This window comes from Roseburia hominis A2-183 (assembly GCF_000225345.1).
Lineage (GTDB): Bacteria > Bacillota > Clostridia > Lachnospirales > Lachnospiraceae > Roseburia > Roseburia hominis.
The window spans coordinates 2,190,560-2,212,289 of the sequence record NC_015977.1 but is presented as its reverse complement, the minus strand read 5'-3'; the positions used below and the strand labels follow the sequence as shown (position 1 = coordinate 2,212,289).

At 45.8% G+C, this 21,730-nt stretch carries 17 protein-coding genes and 1 pseudogene; 16 read left to right on the top strand and 2 right to left on the bottom strand.

What is annotated here, in order from left to right; all coding sequences use genetic code 11:
- Positions 1–234: 234 nt before the first annotated feature.
- Positions 235–1,839 (bottom strand): phosphoenolpyruvate carboxykinase (ATP), encoded by a 1,605-nt coding sequence (gene pckA / locus RHOM_RS09910; RefSeq protein WP_014080179.1) that lies wholly within the window; start codon positions 1,837–1,839, stop codon positions 235–237.
- 359 nt (positions 1,840–2,198) lie between these two features.
- On the opposite strand from pckA, the gene RHOM_RS09905 reads away from it, so the two are divergent.
- Complete coding sequence (locus RHOM_RS09905) at positions 2,199–4,307, top strand: ABC-F family ATP-binding cassette domain-containing protein (protein ID WP_014080177.1); 2,109 nt, start codon at positions 2,199–2,201, stop codon at positions 4,305–4,307.
- A gap of 48 nt (positions 4,308–4,355) precedes the next feature.
- Here RHOM_RS09905 and RHOM_RS09900 read toward each other — a convergent pair whose 3' ends face one another.
- Positions 4,356–5,723 carry an MATE family efflux transporter gene (locus RHOM_RS09900; RefSeq protein ID WP_014080176.1) on the bottom strand — a complete coding sequence of 456 codons (1,368 nt, stop codon included), beginning with the start codon at positions 5,721–5,723 and terminating at the stop codon, positions 4,356–4,358.
- Between the two features lie 598 nt (positions 5,724–6,321).
- On the opposite strand from RHOM_RS09900, the gene RHOM_RS09895 reads away from it, so the two are divergent.
- The 15 genes and pseudogenes from RHOM_RS09895 to gatA all read left to right on the top strand — a co-directional run bounded on the left by RHOM_RS09895 (position 6,322) and on the right by gatA (position 21,725).
- On the top strand, positions 6,322–6,921 hold the full coding sequence (locus RHOM_RS09895; RefSeq protein WP_014080173.1) for a GNAT family N-acetyltransferase: 600 nt from the start codon (positions 6,322–6,324) through the stop codon (positions 6,919–6,921).
- Positions 6,911–7,126, top strand: coding sequence for a hypothetical protein (locus RHOM_RS09890; RefSeq protein WP_014080172.1), 216 nt, complete (start codon positions 6,911–6,913; stop codon positions 7,124–7,126). Before RHOM_RS09895 ends, RHOM_RS09890 begins: the two co-directional genes overlap by 11 nt.
- A 12-nt stretch (positions 7,127–7,138) precedes the next feature.
- Positions 7,139–7,795, top strand: coding sequence for a DUF6548 family protein (locus RHOM_RS09885; RefSeq protein ID WP_014080171.1), 657 nt, complete (start codon positions 7,139–7,141; stop codon positions 7,793–7,795).
- Positions 7,796–7,848: 53 nt separating this feature from the next.
- Positions 7,849–8,778 carry a ketopantoate reductase family protein gene (locus tag RHOM_RS09880; protein ID WP_014080170.1) on the top strand — a complete coding sequence of 310 codons (930 nt, stop codon included), beginning with the start codon at positions 7,849–7,851 and terminating at the stop codon, positions 8,776–8,778.
- A gap of 295 nt (positions 8,779–9,073) precedes the next feature.
- Positions 9,074–9,481 (top strand): hypothetical protein, encoded by a 408-nt coding sequence (locus RHOM_RS09875; RefSeq protein ID WP_014080169.1) that lies wholly within the window; start codon positions 9,074–9,076, stop codon positions 9,479–9,481.
- 202 nt (positions 9,482–9,683) lie between these two features.
- On the top strand, positions 9,684–10,544 hold the full coding sequence (locus RHOM_RS09870) for a hypothetical protein (protein WP_014080168.1): 861 nt from the start codon (positions 9,684–9,686) through the stop codon (positions 10,542–10,544).
- A gap of 689 nt (positions 10,545–11,233) precedes the next feature.
- Positions 11,234–11,413, top strand: coding sequence for a type II toxin -antitoxin system TacA 1-like antitoxin (locus RHOM_RS09865; RefSeq protein WP_014080167.1), 180 nt, complete (start codon positions 11,234–11,236; stop codon positions 11,411–11,413).
- On the top strand, positions 11,406–13,793 hold the full coding sequence (locus RHOM_RS09860; RefSeq protein WP_014080166.1) for an HsdM family class I SAM-dependent methyltransferase: 2,388 nt from the start codon (positions 11,406–11,408) through the stop codon (positions 13,791–13,793). Before RHOM_RS09865 ends, RHOM_RS09860 begins: the two co-directional genes overlap by 8 nt.
- Positions 13,794–13,795: 2 nt before the next feature.
- Complete coding sequence (locus tag RHOM_RS16990; RefSeq protein WP_014080165.1) at positions 13,796–14,830, top strand: restriction endonuclease subunit S; 1,035 nt, start codon at positions 13,796–13,798, stop codon at positions 14,828–14,830.
- Between the two features lie 1,268 nt (positions 14,831–16,098).
- Positions 16,099–16,596 (top strand): low molecular weight protein-tyrosine-phosphatase, encoded by a 498-nt coding sequence (locus tag RHOM_RS09850; protein WP_014080164.1) that lies wholly within the window; start codon positions 16,099–16,101, stop codon positions 16,594–16,596.
- Between the two features lie 550 nt (positions 16,597–17,146).
- A complete protein-coding gene (gene aspS / locus RHOM_RS09845; RefSeq protein WP_014080163.1) occupies positions 17,147–18,478 on the top strand; it encodes an aspartate--tRNA(Asn) ligase in 1,332 nt (443 codons plus the stop codon).
- Between the two features lie 181 nt (positions 18,479–18,659).
- The gene (locus RHOM_RS09840; RefSeq protein WP_014080162.1) at positions 18,660–19,253 is read left to right on the top strand and encodes an NUDIX hydrolase; all 594 of its coding nucleotides are present in this window, start codon (positions 18,660–18,662) and stop codon (positions 19,251–19,253) included.
- Positions 19,250–19,705 (top strand): annotated as a pseudogene (locus RHOM_RS18310) (GNAT family N-acetyltransferase); the annotation flags it as partial. The gene RHOM_RS09840 and the pseudogene RHOM_RS18310, both read left to right, overlap by 4 nt.
- A gap of 219 nt (positions 19,706–19,924) precedes the next feature.
- The gene (gene gatC / locus RHOM_RS18305) at positions 19,925–20,209 is read left to right on the top strand and encodes an Asp-tRNA(Asn)/Glu-tRNA(Gln) amidotransferase subunit GatC (RefSeq protein WP_304281532.1); all 285 of its coding nucleotides are present in this window, start codon (positions 19,925–19,927) and stop codon (positions 20,207–20,209) included.
- 55 nt (positions 20,210–20,264) lie between these two features.
- Positions 20,265–21,725, top strand: a complete 1,461-nt coding sequence (gatA, locus tag RHOM_RS09830; RefSeq protein ID WP_044024665.1) for an Asp-tRNA(Asn)/Glu-tRNA(Gln) amidotransferase subunit GatA — start codon at positions 20,265–20,267, stop codon at positions 21,723–21,725.
- Positions 21,726–21,730 lie beyond the last annotated feature (5 nt).

Here is a 21,730-nt window from a genome sequence, read left to right as displayed (position 1 = left end):
TGTCGGACACATTCCGTGGATTGTCAAAACGTGGAAGAGACACGGAATCCGATGCAAAAATCCGACAGGAAGAAATGTACGCATTTTTTTCAACGAATGTTCCAGCTACATTTCCATCTGAAATCGAAGGGCATGATCTGTTTTCCATTATAGTACTTACCACGTAAAAAGGGACTGACCGCTTTATGCGGCAGTCCCTTCTTTTATGATTCTTAGGCGGATTGTTCGCAGCAATTATGCCTGCGGACCAGCAGATACAAGTGCCTTACCAGCATCGTTGCCTTCGTATTTTGCGAAGTTCTTAACGAATCTTGCAGCCAGATCCTTAGCCTTTGTCTCCCAATCGGAAGCATTTGCGTAGGTATCACGCGGATCAAGGATTCCAGAATCAACACCCGGAAGCTCTGTCGGAACCTCGAAGTTGAAGTATGGAATCGTCTTGGTCGGAGCAGTCTTGATGGCGCCGTTTAAGATGGCATCGATGATACCACGGGTATCCTTAATGGAGATACGCTTGCCTGTGCCGTTCCATCCTGTGTTAACAAGATATGCCTTAGCACCGCTCTTCTCCATCTTCTTAACAAGCTCCTCAGCGTACTTGGTCGGATGCAGCTCAAGGAATGCCTGTCCGAAGCAAGCGGAGAAAGTAGGAGTCGGCTCAGTGATACCGCGCTCTGTACCAGCAAGCTTTGCTGTGAATCCAGACAGGAAGTAGTACTGTGTCTGCTCCGGTGTCAGGATAGATACTGGCGGAAGTACGCCGAATGCATCTGCGGACAGGAAGATAACGTTCTTTGCTGCCGGTGCAGAAGAGATCGGGCGAACAATGTTCTGAATGTGATCGATCGGGTAAGATACACGGGTGTTCTCGGTTACGCTCTTGTCTGCGAAATCGATCTTGCCGTTTGCATCCAGAGTAACGTTCTCAAGAAGTGCGTTACGTTTGATTGCATTGTAGATATCCGGCTCGGAATCCTTGTCAAGGTTGATAACCTTAGCATAGCATCCACCCTCGAAGTTGAATACACCGTTGTCATCCCAGCCGTGCTCGTCATCACCGATCAGAAGACGCTTCGGGTCTGTGGAAAGTGTTGTCTTACCTGTACCGGAAAGACCGAAGAAGATAGCGGTATTCTCGCCGTTTAAGTCTGTGTTTGCAGAGCAGTGCATGGAAGCCATACCCTTGAGCGGAAGGAAGTAGTTCATCATGGAGAACATACCTTTCTTCATCTCTCCGCCGTACCAGGTATTAACGATAACCTGCTCTTTGCTTGTGATGTTGAACATAACAGCAGTCTCGGAATTCAGACCTAACTCTTTGTAGTTCTCAACTTTTGCCTTGGAAGCGTTGTATACAACGAAATCCGGCTCAAAGTTCTCAAGCTCCTCAGCGGTTGGCTTGATGAACATGTTGGTTACAAAGTGTGCCTGCCAAGCTACCTCAACGATGAAACGGATAGCCATACGGGTATCTTTGTTTGCACCGCAGAATGCATCAACTACGAAAAGTCTCTTGTTGGAGAGCTCTTTGATAGCGATGTCCTTTACTGCATTCCAGGCTTCCTGGGTAGCCGGGTGGTTATCATTCTTATACTCATCGGAGGTCCACCATACAGTGTCCTTGGAGTTTTCATCTACAACGATGAATTTGTCTTTTGGAGAACGACCTGTATAGATACCGGTCATAACGTTCACTGCACCCAGCTCGCTGACCTGTCCTTTTTCGTAGCCTTTCAGCTCCGGTTTGGTCTCCTCTTCAAATAACATCTCATAAGAAGGATTGTACACAACTTCTGTGGTTCCGGTAATACCGTACTTGCTTAAATCGATTGTTGCCATCTTATTAAACCTCTTTCCTTTCATATTTATATGGTAAACACCTGCGGATAGCAGGCTTTACGATATCTTTTCCGGGATGCTGGAATTTGCCAACTTCCCCTACCATAATTATACATAGTTAACTCATAAAATCAATAAAAAATTGTTAAAATTTTAGCAAATTCTGTATAGAAATGGGAGAGGAAAAGAGGGGGAACCTGCGGCGGGAGGCGTTGACAGTACAGAAGGGATTCGGTATAATCCAAAAGAGTTCAAAACAGGAGTTTATCGGCAGAGATATGAAGTTCCATGGAAAAGAGAGGCCGCGGCAGACAGCCGTGGCTTTTGCACTATAATATAGAAAGAAGTGGGTTTTAATTATGAGGTATCAGATCAGACACGCACGCGTCCAGTTCGGCGGGGACGTGATTCTGCGGGACGTCAATTTTAAGGTACACGACAGGGAAAAAATTGCGGTTGTGGGGCGCAACGGCTGTGGAAAGACGACCCTGCTAAAGCTGATTGCCGGGGATATAGAGATGAGCAACTTAGACAGTGACGAGGAGTGCGGCATCACGATGGCGGGAGGCCAGGAGATCGGTTTCCTGCGGCAGGTCAACTTTGTGGACGCGGAGGTGACCGTGGAGGACGAATTAAAAAAAGTTTTTGTACCGGTGTTTGCCTGTGAGGAGCGCATGAAAGAGCTGGAGGAGCAGATGAAGACGGCGGCAGAGACAAAGGAGACTGCGCCGGATGGGGCGCTCCTGCGCGAGTATGACAGATTGCAGAAGCAGATGGAGGCGATGCGGGGATATTCCTGGCGCAGGGATATGGAGACGATGTTCCAGCGGTTTGGATTTGCACTGGAGGATCTGCGGCGTCCGATCGGCAGTTTTTCCGGAGGGCAGCAGACGAAAGTGGCGTTTATAAAGCTGCTTCTGACGCGCCCGGATATCATGCTGCTCGACGAGCCGACGAACCATCTGGATCTGCCGACAATCGAGTGGCTGGAAAATTATCTGAAAGGCTATGACAAAGCGGTCGTGATCGTGTCGCATGACCGGATGTTTCTGGACAAGGTGGCGGATGTGACCTATGAGATCGAGTATCACGAGATGAAGCGCTATCCGGGAAACTACACGTATTTCATGCAGCGCAAGCAGGAGGATCTCATCAAGCAGGAGAAGGATTACGAGGAACAGCAGAAAGAGATCAAACGGCTGACGGACTGGATTGAAAAGTGGAAGAACACACCGACCAAGGTGGCGGCGACGCGCTCAAAACGCATGGCGATCGAGCACATGGTGAAGATTGAGAAGCCGAGACGCTTTGATACGCGCGCATTTCACGGGCGGTATACGCCGCGTATCGAGAGCTACACCAATGTGATTCAGGCAAAAGACCTCTCCATCGGCTATGATGCACCGCTGGCAGAGGTGTCCTTTTTGCTGCAGAAAAAGGAGCGTCTGGCGATCATCGGGGAGAATGGCAAGGGAAAATCTACATTATTAAAGACACTGATCGGAGAACTGCCGGCACTTGGCGGCAGCTTCAAATTCGGGCAGAACGTGGAGTGGGGGTATTTTGACCAGCAGAAAGCGGTGATGGAGCAGGCACCGCCCCAGCAGACCGTGCTTGAGAATTTCTGGGCAGCGTATCCGGGGTACCTGCGCGAGGAGGTGCGCAGCGCGCTCGGCGGCTTTTTATTTTCCGGGGAGGATGTGGAGAAAAAAATGGGGCAGCTCTCCGGTGGGGAGAAGGTGCGTCTCGCACTGTGCAAAATGCTTCAGACCAGACCGAATCTTCTGATCATGGATGAGCCGACGAACCATATGGACATCATCGGAAAAGAAGCGTTAGAGCAGATGCTGCGCGAGTACGAGGGGACGGTGCTGTTCGTGTCGCACGACCGCTATTTTATCAGCAGGATCACCACGGGCATTCTGGAATTTTCCGGGGACGCCGTGAGGCAGTATGCGATGAATTATGAGGAATACCTCGCAGAGAAGCAGAAGTGTGCAGGCGGCGTGGCAGCGAATGCGGGAAGCGCCGCAGGGCGGAACGCGGGAGGCACCGCAGAACGGAACGCGGGCAGCAAAGGAACAGGCGGCGTGGCAGCGGAAGCGGGAAATGCCGCAGGACGGAACATGGGAAGTGCCGCAGGACAGGGAGCCCATGTGAGAGGGGCGGCGGATACCGGCAGTGTTCCGACGCTCTCGGATGTTTTTGACAAGAAGACCTATTACAATCCGGGCAAGGTGCGCTCCCGGCTGCAGCGCCAGAAGGAAAAGTATGAGCGGATGCTTGCGGAGAGCGAGGAGAAGCTGGCGGAGCTTCAGATGCAGATGTTAGATCCGGCGCTTGCGAGTGATTATCCGAAGCTGATGGAACTGCAGAGCGCTGTGGATGCGGAGGAAGCCAACCAGGACAGTCTGCTGGAGCGGATGCTTGAGACGGAGACAGAACTGGCGGAGTACGAAGAAACATAGGAGATGAATGCAGTGTGTCTGAATACAAAGACAGCAGGGAGAAACGGGTTACGCTTCTTTTTCCATCCGCTTTAATTCCGGCAGCACTGTAGACAACATTGTTATAAAGCATAGACTTCCACCGATGACGTTTGATACCGGTTCTGCGGCAAAGACACCGTCTGTTCCCATGCCGAAAGCATAAGGAAGAAGATAGGTCAGCGGCACGACGATGAACACTTTGCGCAGCAGGGAGAAAAAGATGGCGTGCTTTTTCTTATTCAGGGATTTGAAGACGGTCTGTCCGATGTACTGCAGATCCATGAAAATAAATGCGGCAAAGTAAAGCTTTAATGAGGGAATGGCGTCAGCAACCAGTGCGGCATCCGAACTGAAAATGCCGATCAGCGCCCGCGGGGCAAGGATGATGCTGCTCCACATGACGGCGGTATAGAGCAGAATCAGGAGGGCGAGGGTCAGGATCGCTTTTCGCACGCGGTCCGGCCGTCTTGCACCGTAATTGTAACTTAAGATCGGCGAGGTTCCCTCATTGATCGCGTAGATCGGTGTTTCCACCATCTGCCGGACGCTTGAGATGATGGTCATGACGGAGATGTAGACATCGCCGCCGGTTGCACCGAGGACATTGTTGCAGAAAATGGATACCAGACTGTTCGTGAGCTGCATGATAAATCCGGCGGTGCCGAGGCTTATAATGTTTTTTGCTTCGACCAGACTGGATTTCCACTCAGCCGGGCGCAGCAGCCGCACCTTATATTCCGCGCGCCGGTGTAGAAAGCGGATCACATAGAGCGCGGACAGCGTCTGGGAGAGAACGGTGGCAAGTGCGGCACCGGTGATTCCCAGATGAAAGACAAAAATAAAAAGCGGATCTAAGAGAAAATTGGTCACGGCACCGATGGCAACCGAGAGCATGCCGGCGACGGAGTACCCCTGCGCGTTGATAAAGGGGTTCATACCGGTGGCAATCATGGACGGCAGCGTGCCGAGCAGATAGATCATCAGGTAAGGATAGGCGTATGGCAGGGCGGCATCCGAGGCGCCGAACAGCTTAAGAATTGGCGCTGCAAACAGCAGGCCGGCTGCCATCAGCACCAGAGCGCCGGCGCACAGCATGGTAAATGAGGTATTCATGATCTGACCGGCTTTTTTGGTATCTCCGCCGCCGCGGCTGATTGAGAAAAGCGGGGCGCCGCCGCTGCCGAAAAGATTGCTGAAGGCGGTGATGATGACAATGATTGGAAAACAGAGTCCGACGGCGCCGAGCGCTGTGGTGCCGACATCCGGGATGCGGGCAATATAGATCCGGTCTACAATATTGTAGAGCAGGCTTAAGAGCTGTGCGACCAGCATGGGAAGGGCGGCTCCTAAAATATTTCCGGTGATGGTTCCATGTTCAAAATCGATTCGTTTCATATGATAAACTTCCTTTATGTATCTGCGCGGATTTGTTGTTGCTTTACGCTGCAATCCAGTATACCATGATTTAGAACAGATGAAAAATATTGTTTGGATGAGAACTGATCAGACGGGAAGAGAGTGGAAACGGAGGATGGGACGGGGACCGGAAAAGTTACCGTGTACCCGGTGTTTTCCGGAATTGAACTATACTACAATGACATGCACATGGCGTACTGCAACAAGGAGCAGAAGACTGTGTATGGGACTGCCCTGTTTTCTTACTAATAAAAATAGAAAAACAGGGCAGTTTTTTGTGGAGGGAAAGGAGAGAGAGATGGATGTGGAGATAAAAAAGTGAATGCGATTGTGGCTCGCATGGAAGAAAGGATAACAGACACAAGTTTAATTGTGGAAAACAGGAACACCTGTGATGACAATTCTCCGACGGTACCGCTGACGGAGAAGCAGATTGCAGAATTACGTGCGTGTGCAGCAAAGTAGGTTCTGATGTGTCCAGGAGTGCGTTCTTTCTTTTTGCGTAGGAGTGTGCTATACTCGGTGACAAATGAGGTTTGATGAGAGGCTTGCTGCGCAAAAGCGGGAGAGGAGCAACATGTTATATTACCGGGAGATCAGTTTAAAAGATCAAAGAAAATGTCTTTTGAAAAATGCGGAACGGGCGGATGCAGCGGCGTTTCTGCACTATTTTACACAGGCACACGCGGAGACGGATTTTCTGACAACGTATGCGGACGAAGGGACGCACTCGGTGGAGGACATGGAAGAACGGCTTGCCGCGCAAAAGGCGAGCCGCACGGAGATTGAGATCTGTGCATTTGTGGACGGCATCCTCGTGGGATCGGCGGGAAACCATGCGCTTAGTACGCGCGAGAAGCTAAGGCACCGCGCGGATTTCGGCATCAGTATCCTGCGGGAATACTGGGGACAGGGAATCGGCGCGGCGCTGACCGGCGCCTGCATTGACTGCGCGAAAGAAGCCGGATTCCGGCAGCTGGAACTTGAGGTGGTCGGTGACAATGAGAACGCAGTGAGACTGTATAAGAAGTACGGGTTTGTGGAATACGGAAGAAATCCGCGGGGATTTCTGACCCGCGACGGCAGATGGCAGGAACTCGTGCTGATGCGGTTGGAGCTGGAAGATGCGGGTGCGCGGGAAAATGATGCGGGGAATGGAGAGAGCGATGTTTTTTAAGGAAGATACGACGTTTAATGATATTCGGGATAAATCGCTGCAGCAGTGGCTGGATGAGATGGAGCAGCATGAGGACGTGGCGGTCCGGGGCGGTGTGAAGCTGACAAGAGAGTATGTGCAGTATCTGAAGGATGAGATCGGAAGACTCCGGCATGAGAATGAAGTGAAGAATGCATATCTGAAAAAGCTGCGGGAGAAGAGGTAGGAGGTACAGAACGTGCCAGAGAATACAAGTATCATTTTCTTTGATGAATATAAAAAGCTGGATAAACTTTGTTCGGAAATGTACGGTATAAACAGCGGCGGCGTAACATGTTATCTGAATGATATGATGGCTGTTCCGGTCATGCAAAGAAACAGGATTCCAGAATGGAATCAGACATATGACAGGCTTAGAGAACTAAGACATATAAGGAATCAGATGGCACACGGGGAAGGCTCGTTTGAGGATTATCCCTGCAGTGAAGAAGATGTTTTATGGCTTTTCGAGTTCAGGAGTAAGATCATGCATATCTCGGATCCATTGGCTGTATATCGAAGCCAGACAGAGGAAAGTATGCATGCAACCCGCATAAAAGAAGATTTCCCGCGGGCTGTAGATCAAAGCCAGACAGAGGAAAGTATGCATGCAACCCGCGCAAAAGAAGATTTTCTGCTGGCTGTAGATCAAAGCCAGACGGAGGGAAATATTGCAGATCATCAAAGAATGAAAATGGATAATGTGGAAGTGATCGACCAGGAAGAAAACGACTCTTTTGAGAAAAAACACAGCATGTTAAAGAAAATTGCCGTTTTCGGACTGATTGTGCTGATCGTTGCAGCTGCCGTGTTGATCTTTGGCAATGTTTATATGAAATATTTTCTGCTTTCATAATTAGCGGAGTGAGGAAATGATAAGCAGGTATCAGGAGAAAGAGGGTTAAAACAATGAAATATCAGTCGGTTGCCATTCTTGGCGCAGGAGCAGTGGGTTCTTATGTCATGTGGGGGCTTGCAAAAAAGAAAGAGATTGATCTGTGCGTAGTCGCATCGGGAGAGCGGAAGGCGCGCTATGAGAGGGACGGCTTTGTCATTAACGGGCAGGTATACCACCCCGCTGTTAGGACGCCGGAGGAGGCTGCCGGTGTCGATCTTTTAATCGTTGCAACCAAGTATCAGGCACTTCGCCCGGCACTTGGCGATATTCAGACTGTGGCAGGCGGACACACGACAGTGATGAGCCTGATGAACGGCGTGGACAGCGAGGAGATCATCGGAGAGGTCATTGATCCGTCCCAAATTGTCTATTCATTGATCAAGGTTGCCTCGGAGCGAAAGGGCAATCAGGTGGTATTCGATCCGGAGACGACCATCGGTATTGTATATGGAGAGGCGGATCTTAGCAGAGGCACCGGACGCATTGAGGCGCTGAACGATCTTTTCGCGGGTACAGGGCTGCACTACCGTGCGACGGACGTCATCCGCACGGAGATCTGGAGCAAATTCCGGCTCAACGTACCGAACAACCAGGCACAGGCGATGGTGGGGTGCGGGGTAGGCGCCTACCGTGACAGTGAGCATGTGGCATTTTTGCGGGACCGGCTGCGGGAAGAGGTGGACCGGATCGCGGAGAAAAAGGGGATCGATTTTGACAAGGCGGATACCTCGTCCACCTTCGGCAGTAAGGTGCGGGATCGGGCGCGCTATTCCACACTGCAGGATCTGGATGCGGGGCGCCACACGGAAGTGGACATGTTCGCCGGCGCGGTGGTGCGCATGGGGCGTGAACTGGGGATCCCGACACCGTACAATGAGTTTACCTACCATATGATAAAGGCACTGGAGGAGAAAAACGACGGGAAGTTCGATTATGAGTAGGGGATGGGGAAAATAGGATAAGAAGAATGACGGGAAGTCCGATGGGAAATGATCGGATTTCTCGTTTTTTATTTTATAGGAAAATGCGCCCTATGAAGTAAAAGGCTCCGCGGGGATCGCACTGTGGCGATGACAAAGGATGTCGCAAGAGGCAGGAGCAATCCGCCGCAGGGAAGGAATCCTAAAAGAGGATATGCCTTTTGTCTGGTAATGGGAGAGACGATGCAGGGGATATTTTAGGGCATCGGTAGAAAGGGGGAGATTCTTGGGACTTTTTGCAGGATGCCGACGGAATATGATAATTTTCGACAAATGCGGTATGACAAAGTTTTTTATTATTAGGAAAGAGAAGGTGGCGTATATGGATAAAATGGATAAGGCGATGGAGGGCGTTTTGGAATATTTGAAACATAAGGGAAAACTTACGGAACTGGAGAATGATATTCTTCTTGCAACGCAAATCTGTCAATCAAGCCCATTCGATAGCGAGGCGGCTAAGAAAAGAATAATGGAGTTTAATGCAAAATATAGGGAAGTATGCAGTTCTATTCTTGTAACTCCGGGAATCAAAACAAAACCATTGTTTGACATGAAAGATGAGGAAGTCTGGGAAAGCCTCTGGATACAAGTGGAAGCATTGTGTGGAAGGGAACTGGGGGAGATTGAGAGGAGAAGGATGAGCAGAAAATTGAAGATGATATGATGCATTATACTTGTAAATAGAACGACGATTGAGGTAGAATGGAAGAGAAGAGGAAAAGAGTTATAAAAGATCGATTATAAATTATGAAGAAAATTTTCGTATTGGTGGAAAAATGTAAGCATTAAAATATGCAAGCATAGAACTTGATGTGTGATTTGGTAATAGGGTCAATGGATGAAATAGTGGAAAGGGATGTGAGTTTATGGAAAATGTGGAAATTAATATTACTCCTATGTCTTTGAAAAATGGTGTTATGGGTTTGCCTATACAATGTTGTAGAAATTGGGATGCATCAGGGAGTGTTGAAGGTATTTTTCAGTATGCGGGACGTAAATCTTCTATAACATTTTCGCCTAAGCATAAAAATAAAGAAAGAGGAACAGCTGCAGCGTGGCAATTTACTGTTAATGATTCGATTCAGTTTAATCAGTTAAGGATGGATGGAATTCATACATATGTTGAGGAGATTTCTATTGGAGAAAAGCTGATATGCTCATTATGCGAAAGTGGTGGTTTGTATTTCCTTACAGTTGAAAATGTGATCAATAGACCGGAAACTAAGGCAACACAAAAACTGAAAGCTTTATTGAAACAAGGATTTCGGGAAGAAACCGGAAAAATGTCAAAAGCGCCAGTGTGGAATAGTCCAAGTGAATGGATTTCATTTGATAAAATCAGCAATTATTCTGAAGTGCAAGATTGTCTTTATATTTGGACAGGAAAGAAGACAGGATATAATACGGTATATTTATATGTCGGAATTGTGGGTGATACAAAAAGCGAAGGCCGTAGTAAGCGAAATTTGATGCAAAGGCTGAAAGAAGAACAGAAGAAGTTCTATACGGAATGTGGTGTTAATATTGAGCAATTTAGATATTGTTCGCTTAATAATGCCTTTGATTATTCTGTACCAGAATTACTAAAAACGGTTGAAATGTCACAAATAACGGTTATGACCTCTTTGTTTCAATGTAAAAATGCAAGAGATAATATAGACGCATTGCTGGCGGGGTATGATGTAATTCTTTTGAATAAAATGACATCATATAAATATATTAAGTAAAAATTGCAGATATGAAATTTGATAATTATGAAATCTTCTCATTATGGTTCCGTTCATACCGCCCGGAGGGCGTTACGACTAGCTTTTTGGATGATAATTGATGATGATATTTCGTTAAAGAATCCATTTGGATGTCAGTTTGCTGGAGTATTGGTTAATGATGTAGTCATAAGAGAGGCAATCTCCAAAGACTAAATGAGAAAATTTCTAAATATCTGAATTTTACAAATTGACACAGAAAGGCGTTGATCTTGAAAAGCAAAACATGAATATCGACTACTAGTTGTAGAAAATATAGTATATGCGATATGCTGATAAACTATAGTGATATAATGGTGTTGTAGTTTGATACGGATGTGGCACAACTGTTTCAAACAATCATCATGAATAGGAACGCGACTAAAGTGGAGAAATCTATAGACGGATATAGTGGATTTCCTTTCTGTGATAATGTAATGCCAATTGTGGCCCTGTACTGATAGCACCGATTCAACAGACAGCAATAATATTTATGAAATGTCTAAGAGTACTGTTATTTATTGAAAGTAGAAAAGAATTTCAGTGGAATAAGAATAGCAGAGAAGGGATTTAATGAACTTTAATGAAGAACATAAGCTTTGAAGAATGAGTGGAGATTTGTATGGTATTTGTTCCACGTATGGAATATAATGTATGTAGGAGGGGGTAATATGAATAAGACATATTCAATGAGTATACGTGTTAGTGAGGAAGAACTTGAAAAGCTTAAACAAGCTGCTCGGTTAGAAACCTACGCTTCGTATAGCGAGTTTGTTAGAAGAACTGCCTTGCTAGAGGCATCAAAGATTATTACTGAGAATACTGAGAAGGAGAATAAGAACAATGGCTAAAAAAGATTCTAGCGAGGAAACAACCAAAGGTTTGGTTGCAGATAAACTGAAAGAAATTGATGGCTATCCTATGGCGCAAAATACAACAGTGGATGGGATAACTTGGTTCAAAGAAGATAGCTATAAGGGAACGTCTTATGATTGGCTGAAAGATGTATTTAAAAAAGCATCAAAGAAGCAGACTATGCGTTCAAAGGGAACGCCAGATTATGTTGTAACACTTGATGGTTCAGACATCATTATAGTTATTGAATGTAAGGGCTCTGTAGATGATCATTCATGTCTAGATGACGTTGAAGATTATGTTAAACATGGGTATGGTGGGGCAGATGAAACTGAAAAGTATGCAATAAACGGAGCGTTATGGTATGCATCTTTTTTGAAATCCGATTATGATGTTATATCTATTGGCATTTCAGGTCAAACGGAGCAAACAGCAAGAGTTTCGTCTTTTGTTTGGCCTAAAGGTGAGGAGATTTCGAGTATTGCACTTATTGAAGATGGTTATTTGGATAATTCGCTAGTATCTATTACCCAGTATAAGTCTGATGTTAACAGTGTTCTTGGAAGAATGGGAGAAACAGAGGAAACTGTTAGAAAGCAGTTAAGAAGGTATACGCTTAATTGTGCTAACTTCTTAAGGCAGAATGGCATTGAAGATAATTCAAAAGCAGGATTTGTGTCAGCAATCATTCTTGGCTTAACTAATCATGAATCTGCATTATATAAAAACACAAAAAATGCAATTGACCATAAGAAGAGTACTAAAGCGAAGAAAATGCTTTCTGATCCGATTGGAAAAAGTGCTGTTAATCAGCTTAAAAGCTCATTGTATGGCGATGGCAAAGATATATATGATGAATCATATATAAGAGGAATTTGGGATATAGATGGAATTCCGCAGGGAAAAAGAATATCTCTAAAAAAGTTTTATGATACGCTTCTTGCAAAGGATGAGTTGACACAGGCACCAAAGGGAAAAGATAAATTATTTCCAGACGGAGATACTGTCTTGTCATGCTGCATATATTCTTTGTATGAAAACGTAATTGAAGTACTAGATACTTATACTGGTATTGATGTAATGGGTGAATTTTATACTACTTTCTTAAGATTTACAAAAGGCAATGCAAAGGAAAAGGGAATTGTATTAACGCCCAAGCATGTGACAGAACTTTTTTGCGATATTGCGGAGTTTTATAGTGACAGAAAATTTGATGAGAATACAAAGATATTAGATATTTGTTGTGGAACAGGAGCATTTTTGATTGCTTCTCTTAACAGGATAAAACAAAATATTCAAAGTGAAGTAGTTAGCGATGAAAAGAAGGTATCTAGATATGAGGATGCACAGAAGAACAGCTTAATAGGAGTTGAACGTGATGCATCTATGTATGCACTTGCTTATGCTAACATGAGATTTCACGGGGATGGCAAATCAAATTTATTTAACTGTTCTTCACTGTTGATAGATTCTTACGCTCCGGTAGATGATAGCGGAAAGACATATACAGATACAGGTAAAATTCCTTTAAATGAAGCGTTAAGTGATTTTGGTGATATAGATATTGGTATGATTAATCCACCATATTCACTTGATAAAAAGGATAATTCTTCCAAGCAAGAATATCCTATAGTTAAGCAGATAAATGAGCTAAAAGATAAGAATAAAAGGCTTAATAAAAAAATCAAGGAATATCGAAAAAAGACAGACGGAAAAGATTATTCAGAAGCTATTTTTAATTGCCAAAATGAGATAAAAGCCAATAATGATTTATTAAATAAGTATGAAAAAGATTTTACAAATAGTGGATTAAGAGAAGTTGCAATTCAAAAGGGGCAAGATGAGTTAGATTTCATTGCTTCCATGCTTCATTATTTGAAAAAGGGAGGTATTGGTTTGGCTATTGTTCCTATGTCTTGTGCGGGAAATAGTGGTACTAAATTAAGAGCAGAGTTATTGAAGTATCATACATTACTTGCATGTATGACAATGCCACCGCAATTATTCTATGATAGCCATGTAGGAACAGCTACTTGCATTATGGTATTTAAAGCGCACATTCCACATGATAAAAACAAAGCAACATTTTTCGGAAGATGGCAAAATGATGGATTCAAGGTTATTCCACACAACGGAAGAAAAGACACCGGTGCATGGAGTAGTATACGAGAAGAATGGATAAACCAACTTGATGGTACCGCAGCCATTGATGATACAATTTGGCTTCGTAAAAAGATTAACCCGAATGATGAAGCGTTGGCAGAAGCATATATTGAAACTGATTATAATAAGTTGGATGATTCGGTATTTGAAAGGACAATCAAGAAATATGCATTGTATAAGTACATGGATGAAAAGGGTTTGTTGGGGGATTAAGTATGAAACGGCTCGATGAAATATTCACTGTTACATATGGTGTTAATCTGGAATTATGCTATCTTACTATTGATGATTCAGAAGATGCGATAAACTATGTGTCGCGAACAAAGAGTAAAAATGGTGTATCCGCTCGTGTTTCACGAATGGAGAATGTGAAACCTAATCCAGGCAAAACAATTTCTGTAGCTTTGACGGGTAGTGTGTTAGAAGCGTTTTATCAGGAAGAAGAATACTATTCTGGAAGAGATATAGCATATCTAACACCTATTAAAGATATGGATATGTGGACTATGATTCAGTATTGTACCATTATTCGATATAATCAATATAAGTATTCATATGGACGTGGTGCAAACAGAACAATTGGAAAATTATTTATTCCAGATCTTGATGAAATAAAAACTTTCCCGAAGTATAATCAACTTCCGGATATATCACAGATACCAGATTACTTTTTGAACGAGGGATATAATAAAGCGTGTTGGTATTTAGATAACATTGATAAAGATGAGTTTGAAAAGAAATATGCTAAACCTGCAATTAATAAAAGAATATCACTAAATGACAGAAAATGGGATTATTTCAAGTTAAACAAATTGTTTGATATAAAGAAAGGGAAACGATTAACAAAAGCTGATCAAACAATGGGAGATACTCCCTTTATAGGTGCTACAGCAATTAATAATGGGGTAACTGGTTATATAGGTCAAGAACCAATGCATGAAGGTAATACTATTTCATTGACGTATAACGGTTCGATTGGTGAAGCTTTTTATCAAGAAGTACCTTTTTGGGCGTCTGATGATGTAAATGTTTTATATTTAAAAGGTAGGGAATTAAATCCTCATTTAGCATTATTTTTTTGTCAAATTCTTAGATTGGAAGGCGAATTACATTCTTACGCCAGAAAATGGAATTTGGAACATATGAATGATACAAAGATTAAGCTTCCGATTGATAAAGATGGGGAGCCAGATTATGACTTTATGGAGCAATATATAAAGTCATTATCTTTTAGTGGAAATATCGGATAATCAAATAATAATATAGTTAAGGAGCATTTTAGAGTTTGAAAAAAGTCTAAGGTGCTTTTTTATCCACAAAAAAACGAAGGGAGTAAGACAAAGATTTAAAACACAGAAAATCAAAGTAACTATTAAAAACTGAGTAGGCATTAGCTAGGGCAAAGGAAAAGCTTAGCAAATGTGAACCATCAGTTTGAAACAGCGAAAGCGGAGGTAAATAAGTCATTCCCACAAGGGGCGGAGTTATCCGGAAAAATGGAGAGTCTGACAGAATGAATGCTTTACTTAGCATTAATGAAAAGTAGGAGTATGATTGGAATGGATGACGAAGCAGAACTGGAAAGAAAACTTGTAGATTGATCATCAGAACGGATTCCATAGAAGGGGAAAGATAATGATTTCTGAGGATGCTGAGTTTGATTATTGTTTTACTGTTTAGGTGGGAGGCGTTAATCAATCAACGAGAATTTGAAAAATTTCCTAATCATACGACAGCTTTGTGGCTAGTAAAAACATAAAACTTTTAAAATGGTGAAATCTTCCTTGGTATGGTATAATATATTTATTGCGCTAGGGCTGCTTTGAAGAAAGGGAAAAAGGCATTTGAGCGAAAGAAGGCGTAAGCAGAACAGACGTGATAAAAAGAGGGGTATTTTATGAAATAGAGAAAGCCAGCGAGTAGATGGTAGATACGCATTTATCAGACAGTTTTGGAAAACAGAAGATTTTTAAAGTCATATTGTAGAAAACCGAAAAGCTAAAGAAGGGACCGGCGATAGATGGATATAAGGGATTTTGGTATTTAGACAAGAAGAATATCCCGGAAGTTGCTTTACATTGGGAAAAGTACTTTGAGCGGACAAGGGCTAAACATAATGGAATTTTAAAAGAATAGTTACTAAAACCACACCACATGTTTGTGGCATACTTGTTGCAGTAATAGCGGGATAAACCATAAAACACTTTAGTATTTTATTGGACATTCTGCCATTGGAGTAATAATGAATACATATATGCATCTGGGAGCAGAAGATGCTAAGAAAGAATTTGGCAAATATACGAAGATGGCTTAAATAATTAGAAAATTGCGACAAAAAAGATAACCTAAGTGAAAAAAGTCTTTAGTAAAATGAGAAGATCGATCTGTTTTACTAAGATTTTTACTAAATCTGGATAACAGAATATGCGGATTTATGTCACGATATGCGACGAAAGTAAAGAAAATAATCTATCGTAAAAGTGAAATAAAATCAGTATTTTCAAGGAGTTTTTAAGGCATGATAAAAATATTATTTATTTGCCACGGCAACATCTGCCGTTCCCCAATGGCAGAGTTCATTTTAAAAGACAAAGTCGAAAAGCGAGGTCTCACTTCCCGTTTCGAGATCGCTTCCGCTGCCACCTCCACAGAAGAGATCTGGAACGGAAAAGGCAATCCGATCTATCCGCCGGCGCAGGCAGAATTGAGACGGCGTGGGATTGACGGGACGGCGTACACGGATTTTAGCGGCAAGCGCGCCAGGCAGGTGACCAGGGAAGACTATGAGCATTATGACTATTTACTCTGTGCAGATACTGCGAATATCCGCAATACGATCCGGATCACGGGAGCGGATACGGAGGGGAAGATCAGGCTGTTGTTAGATTACACGGACAGACCGGGCTGCTCAATCGCAGACCCTTGGTACAGCGGTAATTTTGAGGATACCTACCGGGACGTGGATGCCGGATGCGAGGGATTTCTCGCGTACTTAAAAGAAAAAGGTGCAATTTAGAGAAGATGTCAGTAATGCACCGTGCCGCACATATTTTACAAAATATTTGAAAAAATATCTTGAAAACCCCAGAATGATGTGGTATAAATGTTACAACATTAAATTGTTAAAGCATGAAAGGCTATGAAGGAGACTCTTATCTTCAGACATCGACAGGAATACAGCGTCACCGACTGAGAGCGCTGTTTGAGAGAGAAGATAACGGGAACACTCTGGAGCAGACTGGTTGAACAGGCGGTTATCCTGCGGGTAGAAGTAAGAGTGGGACGGCAGCGGTAAAGTAGGTCAGTACGTTGGTGCGCGTTAAGCACAAAGAGTGGAAGAATGATTTTTGTGAATCATTTTTCAAAGCGGGTGGTACCGCGGGAATACAAGCAGAAGTTGCAGAAGAAGATCCCGCCCCGGAAAGACAGTTTGTCTTTCCGGGGCTTTTTTGTTCTATTTAGGAAATATTGCATCAGGTTAAATGAGAAAGCAGCCGATGCACGAAAGGAATCCCGTCCCGCACCTAGATCAATCCGGCAGCACCGGACGAAAAGGAGCGTACAATATGGAATATGTAACAGGAGTGAGCAAAAAAGAAACGGTGGAAATCAGTGAAATCCTTTCCGGGGATTTCGAGGGAAAACAGGTAAAAGTGAATGGCGCCGTCCACACCATCCGCGATATGGGCGAGGTTGCATTTGTGATCCTGCGCAAGAGAGAGGGATTACTGCAGTGCGTATTTGAAGAGGGAAAAACAAAGTTCGATTTAAAAGAACTGAAGGAAGCGTCGACCATCGAGGTGGAGGGAACCGTGCGGGCAGAGCACCGCGCGCCGAACGGATTTGAGGTACGTCTGGATACAATCCGCGTGTTGTCGGAACCGGCGGAACAGCTTCCGTTTGCGATTTCCAAGTGGAAACTGCAAACGACGTTGGAGACGAATCTGGATCACCGTGCGATTGCGTTGCGCAACGTCAGAGAGCGGGCGAAGTTCCGCATCCAGGAGGGCGTGGTCAGAGGATTCCGTGATTTTCTGTACAGCGAAGGGTTTACGGAGATTCATACACCGAAGATCGGAGCGAAAAGCGCCGAGGGCGGCGCGAATCTGTTCCGGCTGGAGTATTTTCACAGACCGGCAGTGCTGCAGCAGAGCCCGCAGTTTTACAAGCAGATGATGGTGGGCGTGTTCGACCGGGTATTTGAGACCGCGCCGGTGTTCCGTGCGGAAAAGCACAATACCAAGCGTCATTTGAACGAATATACCAGCCTTGACTTTGAGATGGGATACATCGACGGATTTGAGGACATCATGGCGATGGAAACCGGATTTTTACAATATACCATGAAGTTTTTGGAGCGGGATTACGCCAAGGAATTAAAGATGCTTGGCGTGACGCTTCCGAATGTGGAGCAGATCCCAGCGGTTCGCTTTGATGAGGCGAAACAGAAAGTGGCGGAAAAATATCACCGCCAGATCAGAAATCCTTACGATCTTGAGCCGGAAGAGGAAGCGCTGATCGGACAGTATTATAAGGAAGAATGTGGTGCGGATTTTGTATTTGTGACACATTACCCGTCGAAAAAACGTCCGTTTTATGCGATGGACGATCCCGCAGATCCGACATACACGCTGAGCTTTGACCTGTTGTATCACGGACTGGAGATCACGACAGGTGGTCAGAGAATCCACGATTATCAGATGTTGCTGGATAAGATCGAGAAGCGCGGCATGACGACCGAGGGAATGGAACAGTATCTGGCGGTATTCAAATACGGCATGCCACCGCACGGCGGACTGGGAATCGGACTTGAGCGCCTGACCATGAAGCTGGTCGGCGAGGACAATGTCCGCGAGACAACCCTGTTCCCAAGGGATTTAAGCCGCCTGGAACCGTAAACAAGACCCAAGAGAACAAAGCGGCTTAAATCGCTTTTGGATCTAAGCCGGTTAGAACCGTAGAAAAATAAAAAGCAACAAAGCGGCTTAAATCCCTTTTAGATTCTAAGCCGCCTGGAACTGTAGAAAAATGCAAAGAGAACAAAACGGCTTAAAATAACAACAGAAAAGGAACTCACACATGAACATAGAACAACAGATTGCAGACTACAAGCCGTACAATGAGCAGGAAGCACACGATCAGGCAGTGATGCGGCAGCTTCTTGCCACACAGCCGGATTTATTTACAAGAGAGAATCAGGTGGCGCATATGACAGCGTCATCGTGGCTGTTGAACGCCACGCACGATAAGGTGCTGATGATCTATCATAACATTTATCACTCGTGGGCGTGGACGGGCGGTCATGCGGACGGAGACAGAGACCTTCTGGCGGTTGCGAAGCGCGAGGCGATGGAGGAGACCGGCGTGACAGAGATACGGGCGATTTCGGAAGACATCTTTTCACTTGAGATTCTGACGGTCGACGGGCATGAGAAGCGTGGAGCCTACGTGCCGTCGCATCTGCATCTGAATGTGTCGTATCTTCTGGAGGCGGATGAAGCCGAAGTGCTTCGCATCAAGCCGGACGAGAACAGCGGTGTGCGGTGGTTTTTCCTGGAGGAGGCGCTCGCGGCGTGCAGTGAACCGTGGATGATTGAGAGAGTATACAAAAAGCTGAATGCAAAAGTGCGGGAGCGTTTCGGCGGGACGTACGGGATGCAGAGAGGAGAATGACAGTGAAAGATTTGGGAACAAAACGGCTTGAGACAGAGCGGCTGATTTTGAGACGTTTTACATTAGAAGATGCAGAAAAAATGTATGAGAACTGGGCGGGCGATCCTGAGGTCACAAAGTTTCTGACCTGGCCGACACACGAGAGCGCAGAGATCAGCAGACAGATATTAAAAGAGTGGGTAGCGGCCTATGACAATCCGGAGGTATACCAGTGGTGTATCGAGGAAAAGGAGAGCGGAGAGCCGGTCGGCAGTATCGCTGTCGTGAGCCGCAATGAAAAGGCACAGTCCTGCGAGATCGGTTATTGCATCAGCAGGAGCCGCTGGCACAAAGGCATTACCACGGAGGCACTTGCCGAGGTCATGCGCTATCTGTTTGAGGAGGTCGGCGTACTGCGGCTGGAGTCCAGACATGATCCGAAGAATCCATATTCCGGAGAGGTCATGAAAAAATGCGGCATGCACTACGAGGGTACTAGAATTCGTGCAGACTGGAACAATACCGGTATCTGTGACTGCGCATTGTACGGCATGGTGACATACGTGGGTGTCGGGAATGCGGCACAGACGACAGATAGCGTGCAGTTGAATGGAACTGCAGGATGGGCAGCGGACGGTGCAGAGGCGAAAGGGGAGAAGCAGGGAGCGCAGACAGAGCGCACACCGAAGAACGTGATTTCCGATGAGACGATCGAGTACGTCGGAATCCTTGCGAAGCTGGAGCTTGACGACGAGGAAAAAGAGCGGGCGAAGAAAGATATGGGGGAGATGCTCGATTACATTGACAAACTCAATGAACTGGACACGGAGGGCGTGGAACCGATGTCGCATGTATTCCCGGTGAATAATGTATTCCGGGAGGATGTGGTGACAAATGGCGACGGAAGTGCAGACACACTTGCGAACGCTCCGGTGAAAAAAGACGGCGGCTTTAAGGTTCCGAAGACGATCTCATAAGGCAGGGCATGAGAGAGCGTGCATGCGCATGAAAGAGGGAAAGTGAGGAAAACAGATGAGTTTGATGAGTTTGACTGCCGTGGAACTCGGCAGAAAGATAAAAGAAAAAGAAGTGACCGTCGAGGAGGCAGTGACGGCGGCTTTAGATGCGATTGAGAAGCGTGAGGCACAGGTGCACAGCTTTGTGACGGTCGACAGAGAGGGCGCATTAAAGCGTGCCAAGGAAGTGCAGGCGAAGATTAATGCGGGAGAACTGACCGGACCGCTTGCGGGTGTGCCGGTAGCGATCAAGGACAACATGTGCACGAAGGGATTGCTTACGACCTGTTCTTCCAAAATTTTATACAATTTCGTCCCGACCTACACAGCGGAGGCGGTCCTTAATCTGGAAAAGGCAGGAGCGGTCATCCTCGGCAAGACGAACATGGATGAGTTTGCTATGGGAAGCACGACCGAGACCTCGGCGTACGGCGTGACAAAAAATCCGTGGAACACCGGGCATGTGCCGGGTGGTTCGTCGGGCGGTTCCTGCGCGGCGGTTGCAGCGGAAGAGTGCAGCTATGCGCTCGGTTCCGACACCGGTGGCTCGATCCGTCAGCCGAGCTCCTTCTGCGGCGTGACCGGCATCAAGCCGACTTACGGAACGGTATCCCGGTACGGACTGATTGCCTACGGTTCCTCCCTGGATCAGATCGGACCGATCGCCAAGGATGTGACCGACTGCGCGACGATCTTAGAGGCGATCGCATCACATGACGTCAAAGATTCCACATCGGTGCAGCGCGAGGACTATGATTTTACAACGGCGCTTGTGGATGATGTGCGTGGGATGAAGATCGGTATCCCGAGAGACTATTTCGGCGACGGACTGGACCCGGAGGTAAAGGCGGCGGTTCTTGGCGCGGCAAAGAAGCTGGAGGAGAAAGGTGCGATCGTGGAGGAGTTTGATTTAAGTCTGGTCGAGTATGCAATCCCGGCTTACTATGTCATCGCCTGCGCGGAGGCGAGCTCCAACCTGGCACGTTTTGACGGTGTCAAATACGGTTATCGCACAGAGCAGTATGACGGGCTTCACAATATGTACAAAAAGACCCGCTCCGAAGGATTCGGCGCGGAAGCGAAGCGACGTATCATGCTGGGATCTTTCGTGCTGAGCAGCGGTTACTATGATGCCTACTATTTAAAGGCACTCCGCACGAAGGCGCTGATCAAGCAGGCGTTTGACAAGGCATTTGAAAAATATGACGTGATCTTAGGACCGGCGGCACCGACGACGGCACCGAAGCTTGGCGAGTCCTTGAGCGATCCGCTGAAAATGTATCTGGGCGACATCTATACGATTTCCGTGAACCTTGCGGGACTCCCGGGAATTACGCTTCCCTGCGGAACGGATCAGAGCGGACTCCCGATCGGTTTGCAGCTCATCGGTGATTGCTTTGCGGAGAAAAAAATCATCCGCGCGGCATACGCTTATGAGCAGACCAGAAGCTACGAACACAGTCCGTTGGCACGATGACAGTG

Coding starts and splice junctions, on each gene's coding strand:
- RHOM_RS09860 (WP_014080166.1), top strand. CDS start 11,406: ATGGCTAAAAAAGATTCTAGCGAGGAAACAACCAAAGGTTTGGTTGCA.
- RHOM_RS09865 (WP_014080167.1), top strand. CDS start 11,234: ATGAATAAGACATATTCAATGAGTATACGTGTTAGTGAGGAAGAACTT.
- RHOM_RS09895 (WP_014080173.1), top strand. CDS start 6,322: ATGTTATATTACCGGGAGATCAGTTTAAAAGATCAAAGAAAATGTCTT.
- RHOM_RS09875 (WP_014080169.1), top strand. CDS start 9,074: ATGATAATTTTCGACAAATGCGGTATGACAAAGTTTTTTATTATTAGG.
- RHOM_RS09840 (WP_014080162.1), top strand. CDS start 18,660: ATGAACATAGAACAACAGATTGCAGACTACAAGCCGTACAATGAGCAG.
- RHOM_RS09900 (WP_014080176.1), bottom strand. CDS start 5,723: ATGAAACGAATCGATTTTGAACATGGAACCATCACCGGAAATATTTTA.
- RHOM_RS16990 (WP_014080165.1), top strand. CDS start 13,796: ATGAAACGGCTCGATGAAATATTCACTGTTACATATGGTGTTAATCTG.
- pckA (WP_014080179.1), bottom strand. CDS start 1,839: ATGGCAACAATCGATTTAAGCAAGTACGGTATTACCGGAACCACAGAA.
- RHOM_RS09890 (WP_014080172.1), top strand. CDS start 6,911: ATGTTTTTTAAGGAAGATACGACGTTTAATGATATTCGGGATAAATCG.
- RHOM_RS09880 (WP_014080170.1), top strand. CDS start 7,849: ATGAAATATCAGTCGGTTGCCATTCTTGGCGCAGGAGCAGTGGGTTCT.
- aspS (WP_014080163.1), top strand. CDS start 17,147: ATGGAATATGTAACAGGAGTGAGCAAAAAAGAAACGGTGGAAATCAGT.
- gatA (WP_044024665.1), top strand. CDS start 20,265: ATGAGTTTGATGAGTTTGACTGCCGTGGAACTCGGCAGAAAGATAAAA.
- RHOM_RS09905 (WP_014080177.1), top strand. CDS start 2,199: ATGAGGTATCAGATCAGACACGCACGCGTCCAGTTCGGCGGGGACGTG.
- RHOM_RS09870 (WP_014080168.1), top strand. CDS start 9,684: ATGGAAAATGTGGAAATTAATATTACTCCTATGTCTTTGAAAAATGGT.
- RHOM_RS09850 (WP_014080164.1), top strand. CDS start 16,099: ATGATAAAAATATTATTTATTTGCCACGGCAACATCTGCCGTTCCCCA.